This window comes from Rhodophyticola sp. (assembly GCF_965284195.1).
In the GTDB taxonomy this organism is placed as follows: Bacteria; Pseudomonadota; Alphaproteobacteria; order Rhodobacterales; family Rhodobacteraceae; genus Rhodophyticola.
The window spans coordinates 1094562-1114299 of sequence record NZ_CBDIRM010000001.1 but is presented as its reverse complement, the minus strand read 5'-3'; the positions used below and the strand labels follow the sequence as shown (position 1 = coordinate 1114299).

15 protein-coding genes are annotated in these 19738 nt (G+C 64.5%); 3 read left to right on the top strand and 12 right to left on the bottom strand.

All coding sequences use genetic code 11. The features are described from left to right. Positions 1-90: 90 nt before the first annotated feature. The 4 genes from ACQ651_RS05545 to ACQ651_RS05530 all read right to left on the bottom strand — a co-directional run bounded on the left by ACQ651_RS05545 (position 91) and on the right by ACQ651_RS05530 (position 4483). Complete coding sequence (locus tag ACQ651_RS05545; RefSeq protein ID WP_227287515.1) at positions 91-1599, bottom strand: tripartite tricarboxylate transporter permease; 1509 nt, start codon at positions 1597-1599, stop codon at positions 91-93. A gap of 20 nt (positions 1600-1619) precedes the next feature. Continuing rightward, positions 1620-2129, bottom strand: a complete 510-nt coding sequence (locus ACQ651_RS05540) for a tripartite tricarboxylate transporter TctB family protein (RefSeq protein WP_430448678.1) — start codon at positions 2127-2129, stop codon at positions 1620-1622. 106 nt (positions 2130-2235) lie between these two features. Continuing rightward, on the bottom strand, positions 2236-3195 hold the full coding sequence (locus ACQ651_RS05535) for a Bug family tripartite tricarboxylate transporter substrate binding protein (RefSeq protein WP_430448677.1): 960 nt from the start codon (positions 3193-3195) through the stop codon (positions 2236-2238). 91 nt (positions 3196-3286) lie between these two features. Then, on the bottom strand, positions 3287-4483 hold the full coding sequence (locus ACQ651_RS05530) for a pyridoxal-phosphate-dependent aminotransferase family protein (protein WP_430448676.1): 1197 nt from the start codon (positions 4481-4483) through the stop codon (positions 3287-3289). Positions 4484-4607: 124 nt separating this feature from the next. Between ACQ651_RS05530 and ACQ651_RS05525 the strand changes: the two genes are divergently transcribed. Next, positions 4608-7499, top strand: a complete 2892-nt coding sequence (locus ACQ651_RS05525; protein ID WP_430448675.1) for an FAD-binding and (Fe-S)-binding domain-containing protein — start codon at positions 4608-4610, stop codon at positions 7497-7499. A 1-nt stretch (position 7500) separates the two neighbouring features. Then, complete coding sequence (locus tag ACQ651_RS05520; RefSeq protein WP_430448674.1) at positions 7501-8157, top strand: GntR family transcriptional regulator; 657 nt, start codon at positions 7501-7503, stop codon at positions 8155-8157. Positions 8158-8260: 103 nt separating this feature from the next. Here ACQ651_RS05520 and ACQ651_RS05515 read toward each other — a convergent pair whose 3' ends face one another. The 6 genes from ACQ651_RS05515 to ACQ651_RS05490 all read right to left on the bottom strand — a co-directional run bounded on the left by ACQ651_RS05515 (position 8261) and on the right by ACQ651_RS05490 (position 16768). Continuing rightward, complete coding sequence (locus ACQ651_RS05515; protein ID WP_430448673.1) at positions 8261-8782, bottom strand: DUF2478 domain-containing protein; 522 nt, start codon at positions 8780-8782, stop codon at positions 8261-8263. A gap of 84 nt (positions 8783-8866) precedes the next feature. Continuing rightward, positions 8867-11536, bottom strand: a complete 2670-nt coding sequence (locus ACQ651_RS05510) for an arsenate reductase (azurin) large subunit (protein WP_430448672.1) — start codon at positions 11534-11536, stop codon at positions 8867-8869. 15 nt (positions 11537-11551) lie between these two features. Continuing rightward, the gene (locus ACQ651_RS05505) at positions 11552-12106 is read right to left on the bottom strand and encodes a Rieske 2Fe-2S domain-containing protein (RefSeq protein ID WP_375552280.1); all 555 of its coding nucleotides are present in this window, start codon (positions 12104-12106) and stop codon (positions 11552-11554) included. Next, the gene (locus tag ACQ651_RS05500; protein ID WP_430448671.1) at positions 12103-13230 is read right to left on the bottom strand and encodes a cytochrome-c peroxidase; all 1128 of its coding nucleotides are present in this window, start codon (positions 13228-13230) and stop codon (positions 12103-12105) included. Before ACQ651_RS05500 ends, ACQ651_RS05505 begins: the two co-directional genes overlap by 4 nt. An 11-nt stretch (positions 13231-13241) precedes the next feature. Further along, positions 13242-14384 carry a cytochrome-c peroxidase gene (locus ACQ651_RS05495; protein WP_430448670.1) on the bottom strand — a complete coding sequence of 381 codons (1143 nt, stop codon included), beginning with the start codon at positions 14382-14384 and terminating at the stop codon, positions 13242-13244. 182 nt (positions 14385-14566) lie between these two features. Next, positions 14567-16768: a PAS domain S-box protein gene (locus ACQ651_RS05490; protein WP_430448669.1), complete on the bottom strand. Its 2202-nt coding sequence runs from the start codon at positions 16766-16768 to the stop codon at positions 14567-14569. A 57-nt stretch (positions 16769-16825) separates the two neighbouring features. Here ACQ651_RS05490 and ACQ651_RS05485 point away from each other — a divergent pair, with 57 nt between their 5' ends. Then, entirely contained in the window at positions 16826-17581 is a 756-nt protein-coding gene (locus tag ACQ651_RS05485) for a response regulator transcription factor (protein ID WP_375552276.1), read from the top strand. A 49-nt stretch (positions 17582-17630) separates the two neighbouring features. Here ACQ651_RS05485 and ACQ651_RS05480 read toward each other — a convergent pair whose 3' ends face one another. Beyond that, positions 17631-18026 (bottom strand): RidA family protein, encoded by a 396-nt coding sequence (locus ACQ651_RS05480; protein WP_227287528.1) that lies wholly within the window; start codon positions 18024-18026, stop codon positions 17631-17633. Between the two features lie 30 nt (positions 18027-18056). After that, complete coding sequence (locus ACQ651_RS05475; protein ID WP_430448668.1) at positions 18057-19733, bottom strand: M14 family metallopeptidase; 1677 nt, start codon at positions 19731-19733, stop codon at positions 18057-18059. Positions 19734-19738 lie beyond the last annotated feature (5 nt).

Below are 19738 nucleotides of genomic sequence, written 5' to 3'. Positions count from 1 at the left end.
GGTGCCGTTGCGCGTCCTTCATGGCAGGATGATCGGCGTATGGCATGAACGCAAGTTAACTCTGGCGCTTCGGTTTTTCAGGCCGCGCGCCTATCCTGTCGCTGCGGGCGAGCCCCGGTCCTGCCGATGCCGCTTCCACTGGCCGTAGAAGCCGTAGATCAGCGAAAGCAGGCTGGCGATCAGCAGAACCGCGGTGATGGGGCGGGACACGAAATCCCAGTAATCGTAATCGCTTATCACCAGACCTTGACGCAGGCTGCGTTCGGCGATCGGGCCAAGGACAAGCCCGATCACGAAGGAGGCGATCGGGTATCTCAGCTTGCGCAGCAGGAACCCGAACGCGCCCATGGCCAGCATCACGCCGACATCGACGATGTTGGAGTTCAGCGCATAAACGCCTGTCATGCAGAGAACGACGATGGCCGGGCCGACCAGCGCATATGGCGCCTTCAGCACCAGAGCGAAGTAGCGCGCGGCCCGGATGCCGAAGATCAGCATCAGGATGTTCGCAATGAACATGCCGATGAAGACGGTATAGACGAGCTGCGTGTTGGTCTCCATCAGGAGCGGCCCCGGGATGATCCCGTGGATCGTCAACCCGCCGAGCATGACCGCTGTCGTGGCACTTCCCGGAATGCCAAGGGCAAGAAGCGGGATCATCGAGCCGCCGACGGCAGAGTTGTTGGCCGATTCCGGGGCGGCGATGCCCTCGGCCACGCCGGTGCCGAAATCCTGCGGCCTTTTCGACCAGCGCACCGCCTCCGAATAGCTGATGAAGGCCGCTGTGGTCGCGCCCACACCGGGCAGTGCGCCGATCACCGCCCCGATGGAGGAGGACCGCAGAAGCGTGAACCGCGTCTCCATGAATTCCTTCATGCTTGGCAGTTTGGTGGAGACATCGGTGATCACCTCGGCCGTCGATGTCTTCTCGCCCGCCCGTTGCAGAACTTCCGCCAGGGCGAATGTGCCGATGATGGCCGGGACGAAGCTGATCCCCGTCAGCAGGGAGAGATTGCCGAACGTGTACCGCTCCGTCCCGGTGATCGGGTCAAGACCGACCGTTGCGATCCCGAGACCCAGAAGCCCCGCGACCAGCCCCTTGAGGATCGAGCCGCCGCCGATGGCCGAAATGGCCGTGATCCCCAGAACCGCCAGCGCGAAATACTCCGCCGGGCCGAAATTCAGGGCGAATTGCGCCATGGGCGGCGCCAGAAGCATCAGGACGATCGTGCCGAAAATGCCCCCGATCGCGGAAGAGGCCAGCGCGATCCCGAGCGCCTTGCCCGCCTGCCCCTTCTTGGCCATCGGATAGCCGTCGAGCGCGGTGCAGGCCGCCTCGGGGCTGCCCGGCGTGTTGAACAGGATGGCCGAGATCGAGCCCCCGAAGGTGGAGCCCACATAGACGCCCGAGAGCAGCAGCAGCCCCGCGGTCGGGTCGAACACGAAGGTGAAGGGGATCAGAAGCGCGACACCGACGATGCCGGTCAGGCCCGGAACCGAGCCGAATGCGATCCCCCAGATCACCGAGAAGATGATCAGCAGAAAGGACGATGGGTTGCCGAAGAGATAGGCAAGCGCTGAACCATAGGCTTCCAACATGGGCGGTATCCTTCCGGAGCTTAGTAGAACAGCACGTTCAGATCATAGAAAATCCCGGTTCCCCGGGGCAGCGGCAGCTCAAGCGCTTGTGTGAAGAACAAGACCAGCACCGCCGTGAAACCCGCCGCGAAAACCACCCGCGTCAGGTTGTTCCGGTAGGGCAGAACGAAGCTTGCCAGCACCAGAAACGCAAATGTCGCCAGGATAAAACCCAGATGCTGGAACGCCACGAAATAGACCAGCACCAGCGCGCCCATCCCACCGATCCGCAGCGCCGAGTTGCGGAAATCCGGCGACATCGTGAAGGCTCCGGCCGCCGACAGGCCGCTGCGGCGCATGTCGCGCACGGAGCGGATGGCCAGAATGGCGGCAATCAGGGCCATCGTCCCGAAGATGATCTTGGGCCAGTAATCGGCGTCGGCCTGCGCGAAACGGCGCGATTCCGGAAAGCCGTCCGCGACGACCCACAGGAAGATCGACAGACCGCAAAGAAAGACTGCGAAGGCCAGATCCAGCAGGCGATGTGCCATGTTATGCGCTCCTATCGGGATATGAGGCGGGCCGGTACGGGGGCCACGCGGCGCCCGGTGGCAGGGCCCGGCGCATGATCGGCCGGGCCCGCCATAATGGTGCGCGTCAGTTCAGGAGGCCAAGCGCATCGAGAACGCGTGTGTAAACCTCGATCTCTTCCTCGATGAAAGCCTGAAACTCTTCGGGATCAAGCAGTTCGGAGCGGAATTGAAGCGCAGCCTGCTCCTGCACTTCCTGATACGCATCGGAGGCGACGGCTTCGGAGATCAGACCGTAAAGCGTTTCGACATGGGCCGGATCGGCATCCGCAGGCATTGCGAAGGCCCGCCAGCGCCCAAGCGTCACGTCATAGCCAAGCTCGACCGCGGTGGGGACATCCGGCAGCACCGGCAAACGCTCGTCGGAAAAGACCACGAGCGGGCGCATGTCACCGGAATCGATCAACCCGCGCGCAGGGCCGTATTCCTCGTGCATCGCATCCACCTGCCCGCCGAGCGTGTTCGACACCATCTCGGACGAGCCGAACGGCACGGTCGTGACCTCGGCGCCGGTTTCGATGTTCCAAAGACCCATCACGGTATCGTCGAACCCGGCGGCGCCGGTGATCCCCACGGTCAGATCGCCGGGGTTTTCGCGGGCATGGTCGATGAACTCCTCGATGGTCTGGAACGGGCTGTCGGCGGGCACCACGATCATGCCCTGATCGTATTGCACGCGCGCCAGCGGCTGGAACGCGTCCATGCTGATCCGGCCAAGGGCATGGGCGATGATCTGGTCGGGGCTGATCGCCATCAGCGTGTAGCCGTCGACCCGGCGCTGCTGGAAATTGGCGAAGGCCGGCATGCCGCCGCCGCCCTGGATCGAGATCGGCACCATGGACTGGCCCGAGATCTCCTCGAACGGCACCGCGACGGCCCGCACGAAACGGTCTGTGCCGCCGCCCGGCCCATAGGAGTGAATGACCTCGATCGTGCGCGAGGGGTAATCCTCCGCCAGGGCTGCCGGTGCAGCAATGGACATGCCCGCGACAACCGCGGCGATTGTGGTGATTTTCAGAGACAGCATATTCTCTCCTCCAAGAACTTGTCTTTGGCGTGCGGCACTTTCGTGACGGGCGTTCCGGTGCCACACATGCGTGGACCGCCCCCTCAGGTCGTCACTCCGCGGCGAGATGCTGCGGAACGTTCTCCTCCAGAACTTTCATCGCAGCCGCAGTTCCTCCTCTTGAATGCGGGATACCGGCCTTCGACAGGCCCATCTCGATGCCCGACAGGGTGCCGATCAGCATCGCATCGTTGAAATCCCCCAGATGTCCGATGCGGAACACCCGGTCGGCGACCTTGGACAGGCCATTGCCGAGAGAAATGTCGAAATGCGCCAGAACCGTCGCGCGGAACGCATCGGCGCTGTGGCCCTCGGGCATCAGAACGGCGGTCAGCACGCCGCTTTCCTGCCCCTGCTGGCGGCAAAGCACCTCCAGCCCCCAGGCCCGCACGGCCGCGCGGGTCGCCGCCCCGTGCCGGGCATGGCGTGCGAAGACATTCTCCAGCCCTTCTTCATGCAGCATCGCAACCGCTTCGTTCAGCCCGTAGAGCATGTTGGTCGCGGGTGTGTACGGGAAATACCCCGTTTCGTTCGGGCCGGTCATGTCCTGCCAGTCCCAGTAGGACCGGCGCATGCCGCCCGCGCGCGAGATCTCCATCGCCTTGGCGTTGACGCAGTTGAACGAGATGCCCGGCGGCAGCATCAGACCTTTCTGGGAGCCCGACACACACACATCCACGCCCCACTCGTCGAAGCGGAAATCGACCGATGCGAGCCCGGAGATGGAATCCACCATCAGAAGCGCCGGATGTCCCACCGCATCCATGGCCGCGCGCACCTCGGCGATGGGCGAAACAGATCCGGTGGAGGTTTCGTTATGCACCACGCAGACGGCCTTGATCTCGTGGCCCTTGTCCGCGCCCAGACGCTCCGCGATGGCGTCGGGGTCTGCGCCGCCGCGCCAGTCGCCTTCGATGAATTCGGGCGCCAGCCCGAGACGTTTGGCCATCTTCATCCACAGCATGGAGAAATGGCCGGTTTCGTACATCAACACCCGGTCGCCTTCGGAAAGGGTGTTGATCAGGGCCGCCTCCCACGCGCCGGTGCCGGATGCCGGAAAGATGATGACATGGCCCGCATCGGTCTTGAAGATCGTCTTCATGCCGTCCAGCGCCGCCTTGCCGACAGCGGCGAAATCCGGGCCGCGGTGGTCTATCGTTTGCGCGCTGATCGCCCGCAGAATACGATCGGGCACCGCACTCGGCCCGGGGATTTGCAGGAAATGCCGACCGGCCTTTCTCGATGTCATTGAATACCCTCCCACTGATCCGGCCCGAACAAGACGCGACATATTGCCGAATGCATAATGTTGAATTATGAATACAATTTGAGATGATCCGGTGTCAAGCCGGCACAGGACGGAGGAAATCGACATGCCGCTGGACGCTCTAAAGGGCCGGTTTTCCGGGGAAATCCTCGAAGATGCGTTTTCGCGGGGGCGCTATTCCACAGATGCGTCGATCTATCAGATGATGCCCGCGGCGGTCGCGATTCCCCGCTCCAAGGACGATATCGCAAGCGCGCTCGCGGCGGCGCGCGAGGCCGGCATACCGGTGACCGGGCGCGGGGGCGGCACGTCGCAATGTGGCCAGACGGTCAATTCCGGGCTGATCCTCGACAACTCCAGACACTTCAACCGCATTCTGGAGATCGACCTGGAAAACCGCCGCGCCGTGGTGCAGCCCGGCGTTGTGCTGGACGAGTTGAACCGGGCGCTGAAACCCCATGGCCTGTGGTTTCCGGTCGATGTCTCCACCGCGTCGCGCGCCACCATCGGGGGCATGGCGGCCAACAATTCCTGCGGTGGCCGGTCGCTCCGCTATGGCACCATGCGGTCCAACGTCCACGCCATCGACGCGCTTCTCTCCGACGGGACCGAGGCGCGCTTTGCCGAGGTTCCGGGCGGCGCGCTCTCCAATCACCCGGCGCAGGCCGTCGTGGACGACATGCTTCGGATCGGCGCGACCCACGGCGATCTGATCGACACCCGCTTTCCGAAGCTGAACCGCCGGGTCGGCGGCTACAATCTCGACGCGCTGGTCCCCGGTGCCGAACCGGTGAACCTGTCCCATCTTCTGGTCGGCTCCGAAGGCACGCTGGCCTATTTCACGGCGATCGAGCTGAAGCTCTGGCCCCTTGTGGGGGAACGTGTTCTCGCCGTCTGCCATTTCCCCAGCTTCTATCAGGCGATGGACGCGACCCGGCATCTGGTCGCGCTGGACCCGCTTTCGGTGGAACTGGTCGACAGCACGATGATCGGCCTGTCGCGGCAGATCCCGCTCTTCCGGCGCACCATCGAAGCCTTCGTGGAGGGCGATCCGGCGGCGCTGCTGCTGGTGGAGTTCGACGAGGGGTCAGCCGCCGCCAATGTGCGCAAACTGACCGAAATCGAAGAGCGCATGGGCGATCTGGGCTTTTCGTGGCGTGGCGAAGGCCGCAACTGGGGTGGCGTGAAACAGATCACCGACCAGCGGCTTCAGGGGCAGATCGCCGAGGTGCGGAAATCCGGCCTCAACATCATGATGTCGATGAAGCAGGAGGGCAAACCCGTCTCCTTCGTCGAGGATTGCGCGGTCGAACTGACCGATCTGGCCGATTACACCGCCCGGCTGACGGATGTGTTCGAGCGTCACGGCACGCAAGGCACCTGGTATGCCCATGCCTCCGTCGGATGCCTGCACGTGCGGCCGGTCCTGAACCTCAAGCTTGAAGACGACGTGAAGAAGATGCGGTCCATCGCGGAGGAGGCCTTCGCGCTGGTCGCAGAGTACAAGGGCTCGCATTCGGGTGAACATGGCGACGGCATCGTCCGCTCGGAATTCCATGAACGCATGTACGGGACCGAGATCACCGATCTGTTCCGCGAGGTGAAACAGCGGTTTGACCCCGATGGCGTGCTGAACCCGGGCAAGATCGTCGACCCGCCCAGGATGGATGACCGCAGCCTGTTCCGCTACAGCGACACCTATTCCGTGCCGCCGCTGAAAACCGCTTTCGACTGGTCCGCCTGGCCCGGTGCGGGCGGCGGCTTTCAGGGCGCGGTGGAGATGTGCAACAACAACGGCGCATGCCGGAAGCTGAAAGGCGGCGCCATGTGCCCGTCCTACCGCGTGACCCGGAACGAGCGCGACGTGACGCGCGGGCGCGCGAACAGCCTGCGGCTTGCAATCTCGGGCCAGCTAGGACCCGACGCGCTGACCTCCGACGCGATGGTGGAAACAATGAAGCTCTGCGTCTCTTGCAAGGCCTGCAAGCGCGAATGCCCCACCGGCGTGGATATGGCCCGGATGAAAACCGAGGTTCTGGCCGCGCGGGCCGCGAAATACGGGCTGACCCTGCATGATCGTCTGGTGGGCCGGATGCCGCGCTATGCGCCCTTCGCATCGCGTGTGGCGTGGCTGATGAATCTGCGCAACCGCATCCCCGGCGTCGCGAAACTGACCGAAGGGTTGACCGGGTTCGCGGCGTCCCGCGACCTGCCGACATGGTCCTCACATCCGTTCCGGGATGACGAATTCGCCGATGGCGCACCCGATGTGATCCTGTTCGCCGATGCGTTCAACCGCTATTTCGAACCGGAAAACCTCCGCGCCGCGGGCCGCGTGCTGCGTGCCGCGGGCCTCAGGGTTCAGGTCGCCACGCCTGCCGATGGCAAGCGCCCGCTGGATTGCGGGCGGACGCTTTTGTCCGTCGGTCTGGTGGAGGAGGCACGGGCCGAGGCCGAGAGGCTGATCTCAGCACTTCTGCCCCATGTGGAGGCTGGCCTGCCGGTTATCGGGCTTGAGCCCTCCTCGCTCCTGACGCTGCGCGACGAGATCCCCGCACTGATCACCGACGGACGGGCCGAGATAGTGGCCGGGCAGGCCCTGATGCTGGAGGAATTTCTCGTCAGGCGGAACATACGCCTGCCGCTGCGGCCCTTGGGCAAGAAAATCCTGCTGCACGGGCATTGCCACCAGAAGGCGCATCAGGTGATGCCGGATGTGCAGGCGGCACTTGATCTGATCCCCGACGCCGAGGTCGAGCTGATCGAGACAAGTTGCTGCGGTATGGCCGGGGCTTTCGGCTATGGCCGTGATACGGTAGATATATCGCTGAAGATGGCCGAGGCCGATCTGCTCCCGGCTGTGCGGAACGCGCCCTGCGACACGCTGATCGTCGCCGATGGCACGTCCTGCCGCCACCAGATCGCCGACGGCGCGGGCCGCGCGGCGATCCACGTGGCGCGGGTGCTTGAAATGGCCCTGGCAGAGGGAGACCGCTGAGATGAACCTGTCCACCCCGTTGACCCGCCCGTCGCTTCACGAAGAACTTGTGACCCGTCTGCGCGAAGCGATCGTGCAGGGCACGCTGGAGCCCGGTGCAAAAGTGCCCGAGCGCGAATTGTGCGAAAGCCTCGGCGTGTCGCGCACCCCGCTGCGGGAGGCGCTCAAGGTTCTGGCCAATGAAGGTCTCGTGGTTCTTGAATCGAACCGGGGCGCGCGGGTGTCGAACGTCACCATGGAAGAGCTTGAGGCGGCCTTCCCGGTCATCGCGGTTCTGGAAGGGCTGGCCGGCGAACTGGCCTGCGCGCGGGCCAGCGATGGGGAGATCGCGCGGATCGCCCTGCGCCATCGGGATATGTTCCGGCATTATGAGGCGGGCAACAGACCCGCGTATTTTCAGGCCAACCGCGACATCCATGACGCGCTGATGACGGCGGCCCGCAATCCGGTTCTGGCACAGCATTACACGATGTTGTCCTCCCGGGTTGAACGGGCACGGCTCTTGGCAAACGTGTCGGACAGCAGATGGGCCGAGGCGGTGGAGGAGCATCACGATATTCTCGCCGCGCTTGAAACCCGCGACGGCGCGCGCTTGCGCGAGTTGCTGACCGCGCATCTCAACAACAAGCTGGCAGCGTTGAAAAAGGCCTTGAGCTGACCGGATCGGTAGCGCGGCGTTTTCACCTGAACCGTCCGCGTCTTGGCCGGGGGCGGTCGGCACGCCCCTGCCCCGCCCCGCCAAACCGGCGCGGGACGTCCCGTCAGACGGCGATCCGCTGATCTCCCAACACGCCGTCGATCCAGGCCTGCAACCTGTCCGGGTCGGCGGGAACGGTCTCGGCAAGGCCGGCGGCGAAACTGTCGAACGCGAACCGATTGAGCGCGTTTGCCGCGGTCAGAACCGGCAAGCCAAGCGCAAGCGCATCGGCGATGAGCGGGCGGAAGCCACGGCCCTCGGCCTCGTGCTTGCCGAACTTGTTGATGATGACAAGATCGGTGTCCGGCGTCATCCGTGCCCGCACCTCTTCAACCGCGCCTTCCAGCGCGGAGAGATCGAGCCTGCATCCCCGCGACCCCGGCCCGAGCGACTGGCTGATCCGGATGCCGGGGCCGCCACCGAGTACGCGGAGATCCATGTCGCAGCGCCAGCCATCGGCCCGGGCCGGATTGGACTGAACCGTGCCCGCAAGACGCAGACCGTCCGCCTCAAGCCGCGCCGCCAGGCCACAGAGCAGCACGTCGGCCCCGGCCTTCTGCTGCGGATAAATGACACCCAAACGCATTCTTTTTGACCCCCGGTCCGAAAGTGAAGGCCCGCCCCGGTCCGCAGGCTGTCGCGGTTGGGGCGGGCCCTTTTGATGCGCGGCCTAGGACATGATCGGCCGCGGTTTCAGGGACATCTCAAGGAAATTGTCCTTGTAGGCGCTTTCCCCGATCCTGCGCAGAACCCCACGGCCAAGCTTGTAGCGGTAGTTTCCGCTGACCGGATCGGGCACCGCATGACAGACCGAGTTGGCCATGGACCCCGGATAGTTGAACGCCGCCTTGGCCACACCCGGCCGCATCTCGTCGGAGACGATGGCAACCGCCACGAACTGCCCTTCGGTGGTGCGGATATGGCCGTTTTCCATCAGCCTTGAGAAGCTCAGATCTCCGTCGAGCACGCCCACGGGCTCCCCGGTCTGGACATAGACCGTGTCGTTGTAACCCTCCACCAGATCGCCGCTTTCGATACCGTGGGGCGCGGCATCATCGGGGTGGATCACGATATGCGGCCAGGGCCAGCGCTTGGCCAGGTAGGGTTTGCGCAGATCGTCGAAGCCCGACTGCCATGTCTCGTTGACCCGGCCATTGGTGATCCAGATCTCGCCCTTCTCGGCCCGCGGCTTGATCGCCTCGTAGAAATCCGACCAGCTGTCATTGGTCCACGGCGTCTTGAGCATGTTGGCCTTGCCGGTATGCGTGCCGAAGGCGTAGAGCCATTTGCGGTCGAACGTATCGCCTTCGATCTCGCCCCAGTCGTTGGACGGATCATGCAGACGCTGCGTGCCGACCATCTGCCCGTCAACCATGCGGATCGGCGTCTGGATGCCCGTGGTGCCAAGCTCGCGCAGTTTCTCATGTCCGGTCTTGCCCTCGCGTTGGGCCTCGCGAACCAGCACGTTGTAGGACAGGACCCCGGTGCGGGAGAAGCGCGCGGCCTCTTCGAAGATGTCGTTGGACTCCTCCCAGCCGAACCCCTCGTATCCCATCTTCTGCGCGAACTGACCGATGGCCCACCAGTCCGGTTTTGCCTCACCCGGCGCGTCGTTGAACTTCGCATAGAGACGCAGACGGCGTTCCGCATTGCAGCGGGCGAAATCGACCTCGCCCCATCCGGCTGCGGGCAATACGATATCGGCGTATTGGGTGTTGAGCGGGTCGACCGGATAGATGTCGCTGTCGACCAGCACCATGCCCCCTGAATCCACCCGTTCCTTGAACACCTCGAACAGGTGGTCACGATCGACGGAGCGGGGCTGGTTCGGGTTGCGCACCGTCATGTCGGCAACGCGGCTGGCCAGTTCCTGCGACGCAAGCATCGCGGGGAACCATGTCAGCCCGATGGTCCACATGAAGCGGACATTGCCGTCCATCACCCAACGGTCCACGTTCAGCGCCTTCTTGCGGCGCCCGGGATGTTTCTCGGGCGAAAGCCATCCGCGTCCGCCGCCGGCACTCATGCCACCACGCTGGTGACCACCGCCGCGGCTGATCACCTGACCCGGCCGGTTGCCCGCGCCACACATCAGCCCAAGCGACGCCAGAGACGCCGTGTTCATGTAATTGTTGGACCAGTAGTTACCTTTTTCCAACATGAACGAGGTCTTGGGCCGGGTACCATCCTCCCGCGGGCGGGCGATCATCTCGGCGGCGCGCTGGATGTCCTCGGCCGGCAGGCCGGTGATCCGGGCGGCCTCTTGCAGCTCCGCGGCCGGCTCATTGGCGATGAACTCCTGGAAATCCTCCCAATCCGACTGCCACCGGCCCCAGGTCGTGCGCCACTGCCAGCGCGTGTTGCGCGTGCCGCGCCCGTAACCCGACTCGATCTCCCAACGATTGTTGACCCAGTTGTCGATGAACTCCTGATCCTGCCAGCCGTTGTCGATGATGATCTTGGCCAGCGCCAGATGCAGCGCGGTATCGGTGCCCGGAATGATCGGCAGCCAGAGGCCGCCATTGCGGATGCCGTACTCCACGCCCATGGTCCGGTGCGGGGTGACAAAAATCATCTGCTTGCCCGGATTGGCGCCGCCCATCATCCATTCGGTAAACAGCACCGTCTTGGTCTCATAGGGGTCTACGCCTGACAGAAATGCAACATCGCAGGATCCCCAGTCCTCATAGGAGGCCGCGAAGGAGTTGATCCCCGCATCGTCCAGCCCGGCGGCGTCCTCGGCGGCCTGCGGCTTGTCGTGGGGCGCATAGACCGGCGTGCCGACGCCCCGGTTGACCAGCTTCGAGATCGCATAGGTGTTCTCGAAATACTCGTAGGAATAGGTCTTCATACCCCAGGCATGCTCGCCATACTCGGAGAGGATGTATTGTGAGATATCCGCCATCACATCGGTCACCAGATCCCAGCTTACCGGGGTCAGGATGCCGCCGATGCGGATCTGCGGGTATTTCAGACGGTCCCGCGTGGGGGTATCCGGATTGTAGATCTTCTGCGCGAGCGTGCCGCCCCGGACGGAATAGTTGCCGTTCGGGTTGACCACTTCGGCATCGGCATCGGCGATGATGACGAAATGGTGCGGGCGCCCCTCATGCATGCCGATATTGTGCTGGCTGCGCGCGACCCAGGGCGCGCCGAAAGTGGGAAACTCCACGCCAAAGGCGTTCTGGTCGGCGGCCTGTCCGCCCTCCCGTCCCACGGGCCAGCGATAGACCTTGTAGGAACACGCGACGATGCAATAGCTGCACGCAGTGGTCAGAATCTCCGCGTCGGGCGGCGGAAGGGGCACGTAATCGCGGTTGTTGACGACGGTCTCATTCATGGTCGTGCTCCTATGTTACGCTTCGCCCGAGGGGTTTTGGTTATAGCCGTAGAACAGCCCCATCACGCCCGTCGCCACGATGTCATCGCCGTCGATCTCCAGAACGATCTGCGGCAGGCTCTCCACGGCATGGCCGGATACGATCATGCCGTGCTTGGTCAGATCGAAGGTCGACAGGTGCAGCGGGCATGGCCCGAGCACCGAATGCTCGGCATGGAAATCGGCGGCCCCCATATAGCCGCCCATATGCGGGCAGATGGTGTTGAAGGCGACGATGTTGCGCCCCTCGCCCACGCCGCCCCCGGCCTCTTCGTCAAGCATCACGAGGACGTTTTCGACGTCGTCATTGGGATAGAGGAAGGTCGTGGCCTCGCCGGACACAAGATCCGACACCTTGCCGACCACGGTCCTGACATAGGAGGAGGAGACAAGCTGCTGCGCCCCGGCACCCGTTCCGTAGGTGGCCAGCACCGCGACGGAGGCTCCGCCCAGGATCAGGAACTGGCGGCGGCTGACTGCCGAACAGGGGTGTTTTTGGCCGACACCCTCGGCCTTGGCTTTGTGTGTCATTGGTCGAACTCCGCCCAGGTTGCGGTTTCAGGGATCTCCGGCGGTTCCATCAGAAGCGGCTCGTCCATCGAGAGCGCTTCCAGGAAGGCCACCAGATCGGTCATTTGCCGATCGTCGAGGTTCAGGGGCTCCAGCCCCGCGGTCTGATCCTCTCCGCCGCCTGCATTGTAGAAGGCGACGACGTCCTCCAGCGTGGCGAAGACGCCGTTGTGCATATAGGGGGCGGTCCATACCAGCTCGCGCACCGAGGGGGTGCGGAAGCTGCCGATATCGCCGGGCCGCTTGGTGACATGGTAAAGACCCATGTCGTCGGTCACCGTCCGGTACAGCTCTTCCGAAGCGCCCTTGGCATAGGTCTCCCAAAGCATGACCAGCTGGAACTCGGGAAACTCGTTGAACTCCGGCGGCGTGGGAACGCCCGTGTTGTAGAATTGCTGGTTGGAGCCGAGCGCACCATTGTGGCACGCGATGCAGCCCGCCTCGCCGTTGAAAAGCTCCATGCCGCGCAGGGCGCTGTCGCTCATCGCGCCCTCGTCGCCCGCAAGGTAGCGATCGAAGGGCACCTGCTCCGCGTCGGTCACCACCGTCCGCTGGAACGCGGCAATCGCATTCCACGCATGGCTGATGCGGGGATAGTCCGTCCCGAAGACATCGTTGAACCGCTCGACATAATCCGGAACGAAGCGCAGCCGCATCTCCATCATCGAGCCGTCGCCATTGCCCCCCACGGCCCCGCCTGCGGCGGCGCGGGCCTGCGCCTCAAGCGAGGTCTGGCTGCCGTCCCAGAAAAGCCGGGTGTAATAGGCCGAGTTCAGGATCGTCTGGCTGTTGCGCCAGTGCTGGTTGCCGGAATAGCCGAAGGAAATCGGCGTCCCGTTGCCCCAGCCGACATCCGGCAGGTGGCAGGCCGAACAAGGCATGGTTCCGTTGCCGGAAAGCCGGCCGTCCCAGAACAGCATCTCGCCCAGTTCGACGATCTCCTCGCTCATCGGGTTGTCGGCCGGAATGGGCGGTGGCCCCAAGGTCTGAAGCGGGGGAAAGTCCTCCGTATCGGCGGCCACATTGGCCGCCGCCGCAAGCGCGAGCACCGATGCGCCGCCGAGGATGACTGCAAATCGTTTCATATTGTCTCTCCTCAATTCTGGCCCAGGGTACGAAGCGCGTAATCGGGCAAATCCGGCACCGTGACGTTCGGCGCGCTGCCGGTCAGGCTGTCCAGAAAGGCGACCAGATCGGCCATTTGCTGATCGTCCAGATCCAGCGGCTCCAGCCCCCCGCGGTCGTCGGCGCCGCCGCCCTCGTTGTAGAAGGCTACGACCTCCTCAAGCGTGCCGTAGACGCCCGAATGCATGTAAGGCGCGGTCTGCCCCACATCCCAAAGGGAGGGCGTGACGAAGCGGCCCCAGTCGGCCTCGTCCTTCGTCACGACGTAATTGCCGACATCTTCGCGCAGGTTCATGTAATTGGGCGTGCCCATCGTGGCGTAGTGGCGCAGCAACGTGATCTGCCGCAGCGCGGTCATTTCCGCATCGCCCCCCGTTCCCAGAAGCTCGGGGTGATCCGGGGCGCCCGTGGCGTGAAGCCCGCCATCCGACAGCATCGCGCCGGCGTGACAGGCGGCGCATCCCGCCTCCCCCGCGAACAGCTCCATGCCGCGCAGCGCGGCCTGGGACATCGCGGCCTCGTCCCCGCGCAGATAGGCGTCGAAAGGGGCCCCTTCGGTGCGGATGGTTTTCAGGTATTCGCCGATGGCACCGTAGATGCGCCCGGCATAGGGCTCGTTTCCATAGGCGTCCTGAAACATCCGGGCATATTCGGGAACCTGCGCCAGACGGTGCTGCATAAGGCGGCTGTCCATCAGCATCGTGTGGCTTTCGGTGATCATGTCGCGCACGACCGTGCCCAGATCGGCCCCGTCAAGCCGCCCGTCCCACATGAAATAGGTGCGGTTCGCCACATTGAAGAGGCTGGGCGCGTTGCGGAAGTACTCCACGCCCGTATAGCCGGTCGACATCGGCCGGCCATCCGACCAGCCGGTTTCGGGGCTGTGGCAGGTGGCGCAGGAATTGGCCATGTCGCCCGAGAGCCGGCTGTCGAAAAACAACATCTCGCCAAGGGCTGCGCGCGCGGCGTTCACCTCGCGCGGATCCGGCAGCGGGGCGAATACGTCCGGCGCACCGCCTTGCGGCATTGCGGCACTTGCCATCAAGAAGGCGGCCAGGGCCGCACCACCAAGGCGACGGGCAGCCCGTGGCAGAAAGGTGGGGGTTTCTCGCATCTTGCTGTCCTTTCAGTTCCTGACGCTCACACCGGCGGACCCTTGGCGCAGGCAAAAGCGCGCCGCAGGGTCGCGGGGTCAACTCAAAGGTTAACGGGCCCGCTGTTAACGCATGTTGCGGGCGGGGTGACGAAGCGTGAAAAGATGTGACGGGATGTAACGGCCGCGCGGGACGGCGCAGCTCAGGGCCGCCTGGCGGGCAAGAGCGCCTCATGAACGGCGCGCGCCAGATCAAGCGGGTCGACGGGTTTGCTCAACACCGCCGGCACCGGGCCCGGCAGATCGAGTGCCGCCCTCTTGAACCCGGTCCACAGAACCACCGGAAGATCGGGCCGCAGCTTGCGCATTTCGGTCACCAGCTCGGTTCCGGACATGCCCGGCATGACCACATCGGAAATCACCAGATCGACGCGGTCGGGCTTCTCGCGGAAGGCCTTCAGCGCGATTTCGGGCGCGGTGAAGGCATCCACCCGATAGCCCAGGCGTTCCAGCACCCGGCGGAAGGTCGCGGCAATCTCGGTCCGGTCATCGACCAGAAGAAGCCGGCCATGGCCATGCGGCGGCACGCCCGCCTTGGGCACCGCCCGTTGACCGGCCGTGGCCGCGGCCGCGGGCAACAGGACGCAGAACCGCGCGCCCCCGTCCGGCGATGTCCCGATCCGCACCAGCCCGCCCATATCCTGAACCAGCCCCTGCACCACCGCGAGGCCCAGCCCCGACCCCTTTCCCAACGGCTTGGTGGTGTAGAAGGCGTCGAACACCCGCTGCCGCTCGACCTCGGGGATGCCGGGGCCGTCATCATCGACGCAAAGCTGAACCCAGCCATCCGGGCGACCGGGCAGATCCGCGGGCGGATCGGTCAGCCGCTCCACCGAAAAGCGGACGCATCCGGGCCGCTCGCCAATCGCCTCGGCCGCATTGGTGCCAAGATTGATCAGGATCTGATGCAGATGGGTCTGATCCGCCAGAACGCAGATCGGGGCATCGTCGGGCGTCTCGATCACGATGGTCGGCGCGATTGCCGCGCGCAGCAGATCGGCGGCCTCCCCGATCGCGCCGTCAAGCTTGATCGGCTCGGATTTCGACGTCTCCCGGCGGGCGAATCCCAGAAGCTGCCGGACGAGCGCCTTTGCGCGGCGGGCCGCGATGGAGATCTGCGCGATGTCCTGCGCCTGCTCCGATCCGGGCGCGGCCTCTTCCGCGGCCAGATGGGCCGATCCGACGATGGTGGTCAGGATATTGTTGAAATCATGGGCGATCCCCCCGGCCAGCAGCCCCACCGCTTCCAGTTTCTGGGCGCGCGCGACCTGATCGCGGGCCTCGCGCCGGTCCGTGATATCCTCGCCAACGCCCACATAGCTGTGGATCACCCCGTCGGTGCCGCGAAGCGGCAGGATCACCGTATCGACCCAGAAACTCGACCCGTCGCGCCGGAGATTGCGGAACAGGCCCTGCCATCGGTCCCCGTTGCGCAACAGGCGCCAGATCTCCCTGTAATCGTCGCGCGGCGTATCCCCGGATTCGAGGAATTTCGGCGTCTGCCCGATGACCTCCTCCCGCGGCCAGCCCGAGGCCTGTTCGAAGCGGCGGTTGACATAGCGGATCACCCCGCCGGTATCGGTGATCAGGATCGTGGCCGGGCTCTGCTCGACCACCTCGGCCAGTAGTTTCTCGGATCGCTCGACCCGGGCGCGCGCCGCAAGCTCTTCGGCCAGACGGGCCACCGACCGGCGGACGTTCCGAGCCAGAACGAAGATCAGCGTCGACAGGACCGCCGCCGCGACCACCAGCAGGAACATCGCCACGAACCCGGTGATCGTAAGCGTCTCGCCACGCCGCACGGCATCGATAAGCCGCGCGGTGCCTTGCCGCCGCGCGTCGCGCCAGACCGTTTCCAGCGTGGCGAGCCCGGCGATGGCGCGCGCGTCATCCACCCGCACCAGACCGTCGGTGCGCTCGGCCGGCCAGTTGGCCGCGGCCCCCCTGTCGGCGATGGCCAGGTTGTCGCGGTAGCGCGCGACCGTATCGACGATATCGCCAAGCGCGGCCTGTTCCGCCTCGGACGGCTCACTTGCCCTGTAGGCCGCGACCACGCCGTCGAACCGCTCCAGCTGCCGCAGCACCTCGTCGCGATAGCCGGGATCCTGGCGGATCACGTAGTTCTTGAAATTGTGGATAATTCCGCCGTAGCCCAGATGCCCGCGGATCGCACTGATCCAGTCTCCGGTCTGCTCGGCTTCGCTGGAATACAGGGTCCAGCTCTCGGTCAGATCCGCAAAATGCCGCCGGGTTTCGGCGCCGAAATGCAGCCCCGCCGCAAGCGCCCAGATCAGGACCACCGCAGATGCGATCATCGCCCAAGACAAATGTTTGATCGAGATCAATGCTGCATCCTCCAGTCCTATTATGGGTAGTTGACGATCCAGGAAAGGCCCAGGTCAATGGCAGATAGCATCCTTGCAGTAGATGACGATCGACAGCTCACGAAGTTTCTCGACCGGTTTCTGACAAAGCAGGGTTTCGATATCTCCACCGCCGGATCCGGCGTGCAGATGGGCGTGGCTATGGAGCATCGCGATTTCGATCTGATGATCCTCGATGTGGGCCTGCCCGATCTGGATGGCTTCGACATCGCGCGGGAACTACGCAAGAGTTCGTCCATGCCGATCATCTTTCTGACCGCGCGCGACGAGATCTATGACAAGATCATCGGTCTGGAAATCGGGGCCGACGATTATCTGACCAAACCCTTCGAGCCGCGCGAGCTTCTGGCGCGCATCCGCACCGTGTTGCGGCGGCGGCACATGGTGGTCGACAAGACCACGGAAGACGAGACGGAGCATTACAGCTTCGCCGGGCTCACCCTCGACATTCCGCGCCGCACGCTGTTCGATCAGTTCATCCGACCGATCCCGCTGACCGCCATGGAGTTCGCGATCCTGCGCTGCCTTGTCGAGGCGTCCGGTCAGGTCGTGTCCCGGGATCGTCTGATGCGCGAGTTGTACGGCCACAGCGTGACCGCAACGAACCGGGCGATCGACGCCCATGTGGCGAGGCTGCGAAGGAAACTCGGCGAGGCGGGGCTCGACCGGGATCTGATCCGCACCGTGCACGGGACGGGCCATGTCCTGACGGCTGTCGCGAATGCCTGTGCGAACGGGCCCACCCCCGCCGGGGCCGATTTGCTGTCGGCATGAGAGAGCGCTCCCGCTCCCGCCCGCAGGGCCCGGCGCCGGACGATGCGCCCTAGCCCGGCAGATATGCCACCACCTCCACCTCAAGCTTGACCTGCGGCCCGCCAAGGCCCGCGACCAGCAGCCCGGTATGGGGCGGCTTGTGATCCCCGAAGAAATCCAGCCGCGCCTTGGTGATCGCCGCGCTGTCGTCCCGGTCGAGCATGTAGACGGTGATCTTGACCACATCCTGCGGCCCGGCCCCCATATGGGCCAGAACCCGGCCGATGTTGCGGTAGACCTGAACGGCCTGGGCGCCGGCATCGTCGCCGCCGATCCAGTTTCCGTTTTCGTCGCGGGCCACCTGCCCCGCCACATGAATGAAATCGCCCGCGCGGGAGGCGTGTTCATAGGTCGGCGCACGGGCCACATCGGGCGGGCTGCTGAGCGTGATGGCGGAAGATGTCATGTCAGGGGGTCCTTTCCCTTGGTTCCGATCTCAATCAAGCGCGGCGCTTTGCCGATGAACGCCGCCTTTTTCCGAGCGTGCCGTGACCGTGACACTGGCCGCCGGCGCGGTCGCCTTCACAAGCCATTCGACCTTCTTTGTCACCGGCGACCATTGCTGACCCCAGTTGGAGTAGGCATAGCGGCGTTCGTTTCGCCCGGCGAGGTTGCCAAGCTTCACGTCGCCCGGGTTCATCACCAGATCGGCGCCGTCGCAGTCCAGCTCCACGGTCACGGGCTTCGCGACACCGTTCTTCACGGCGACATCCGACAGGTTCGTGGGCAGATAACCGTGGTTCGACACAACCGCCGTGACCCGGTGCAGATCCGCGCCAAGCGCCTCCACCTCAAGCGTGTCCACGGCGATCCGCGGGGCGGCGGCCGCATGGCGGAGGTTGAAGAGCACATTGTTGTGGCAGATCTCTTCCAGAATTTTGCCGGGCGGGTTCCGGTAGCTCCAGATGTAGACCATCCCGCCCACCTCAACCGGGCCAAGCTGCGGGTGGTCGAACGCGCTCCACGGGCGGAACCCGTGCGCGCCGACATTCTCCACCACCCAGTCATGCACCAGCCGTTGGGTGGCCGCGTCGCGCGGGCCGAGGTTGTAATAGCCTTCCTTGGGCACGCCGGCGGTGCGCTCCAGATCCCAAAGCTCGGTCGCGAAGGAGATGATGCCCATCTCCTCATAGGTCCAGTCGGTCAGGGAGCCATGGCGCGCCTTGGTCTTGTCGGGCGTGAAATCCTCATAGACCGAGATCGTGGGATACCCGGTGAGCCGCTCCCCGACCTCGCCAAGCGCCTTGTAAAGCGCCAGATCGGGCGGGCTCATCTCGCTGTCGGGCTGCAGCATGGACGGCCGCAGGATGATGCCGCCATGGGTGTGATAGGCGCATATGCCGGTGATGTTGGGATGATCCAGGATCAATTTGCCGATGCCCGCCGCTTCGGGCTCGGAAAACGGATGGTCGCCCGCGCCGTATTCCTGCGGCGTCCAGTTGGTCGGGAAATTGCGGTTCATGTTGCCGTCCTGCTGCATCTCGATATGCACATGGACGCCGTCGTAATTGCGGATCATCCCCTCGGGGTAGAGGCGGTAATACTCGCCACCTTCCTCCCCCGGTTCGCGCTGCACCATGATGTCAGGGTTCTCGTCATCCTTCTTCCACTCGCCCTTGGTGTCGGGAACGCGCATCTGGACGATGTATCCGTCGCCATCGATGTCCTGTGGGATCAGCCCCTCGATCCGGTCCTCGCCGGGCAGGAAGCGGCCATTTCCGCACCAAGGATGATAGGGCGCGTTCAGCGCGTATTCCGCCCCGTCAGGATTGATGCGGGGGACGATGTAGAACACCTGCCGATCCAGAAGCCGCGTCACCTCCTCGTCCTGCCCGTACTTGGTCAGCAGATACCAGCAGGCATAAAGCGCCGTGGCACTGGTCGCATGCTCCTCCGCATGGATCTGCGCGTCGATGTAGAAGCCCGGCTTTTCCGATGCGGGCCCCGTCTCGGGGTTCGTGATCGTCAGAAACCAGACTTCGCGCCCTTGGAAGCTCCTGGCGATGGAGGTGAGCGTGCACAGATGCGGGTAGGCGTCGGCCAGCGCATGCAGATGCGCGGTCAGCGCCTCGTAATCGTGGTAGGTGTCGAAGGCGATATCGACCTTGGGCATCTTGA

Coding starts and splice junctions, on each gene's coding strand:
- ACQ651_RS05540 (WP_430448678.1), bottom strand. CDS start 2,129: ATGGCACATCGCCTGCTGGATCTGGCCTTCGCAGTCTTTCTTTGCGGT.
- ACQ651_RS05505 (WP_375552280.1), bottom strand. CDS start 12,106: ATGACACACAAAGCCAAGGCCGAGGGTGTCGGCCAAAAACACCCCTGT.
- ACQ651_RS05485 (WP_375552276.1), top strand. CDS start 16,826: ATGGCAGATAGCATCCTTGCAGTAGATGACGATCGACAGCTCACGAAG.
- ACQ651_RS05500 (WP_430448671.1), bottom strand. CDS start 13,230: ATGAAACGATTTGCAGTCATCCTCGGCGGCGCATCGGTGCTCGCGCTT.
- ACQ651_RS05535 (WP_430448677.1), bottom strand. CDS start 3,195: ATGCTGTCTCTGAAAATCACCACAATCGCCGCGGTTGTCGCGGGCATG.
- ACQ651_RS05515 (WP_430448673.1), bottom strand. CDS start 8,782: ATGCGTTTGGGTGTCATTTATCCGCAGCAGAAGGCCGGGGCCGACGTG.
- ACQ651_RS05510 (WP_430448672.1), bottom strand. CDS start 11,536: ATGAATGAGACCGTCGTCAACAACCGCGATTACGTGCCCCTTCCGCCG.
- ACQ651_RS05525 (WP_430448675.1), top strand. CDS start 4,608: ATGCCGCTGGACGCTCTAAAGGGCCGGTTTTCCGGGGAAATCCTCGAA.
- ACQ651_RS05530 (WP_430448676.1), bottom strand. CDS start 4,483: ATGACATCGAGAAAGGCCGGTCGGCATTTCCTGCAAATCCCCGGGCCG.
- ACQ651_RS05480 (WP_227287528.1), bottom strand. CDS start 18,026: ATGACATCTTCCGCCATCACGCTCAGCAGCCCGCCCGATGTGGCCCGT.
- ACQ651_RS05545 (WP_227287515.1), bottom strand. CDS start 1,599: ATGTTGGAAGCCTATGGTTCAGCGCTTGCCTATCTCTTCGGCAACCCA.
- ACQ651_RS05495 (WP_430448670.1), bottom strand. CDS start 14,384: ATGCGAGAAACCCCCACCTTTCTGCCACGGGCTGCCCGTCGCCTTGGT.
- ACQ651_RS05520 (WP_430448674.1), top strand. CDS start 7,501: ATGAACCTGTCCACCCCGTTGACCCGCCCGTCGCTTCACGAAGAACTT.
- ACQ651_RS05475 (WP_430448668.1), bottom strand. CDS start 19,733: ATGCCCAAGGTCGATATCGCCTTCGACACCTACCACGATTACGAGGCG.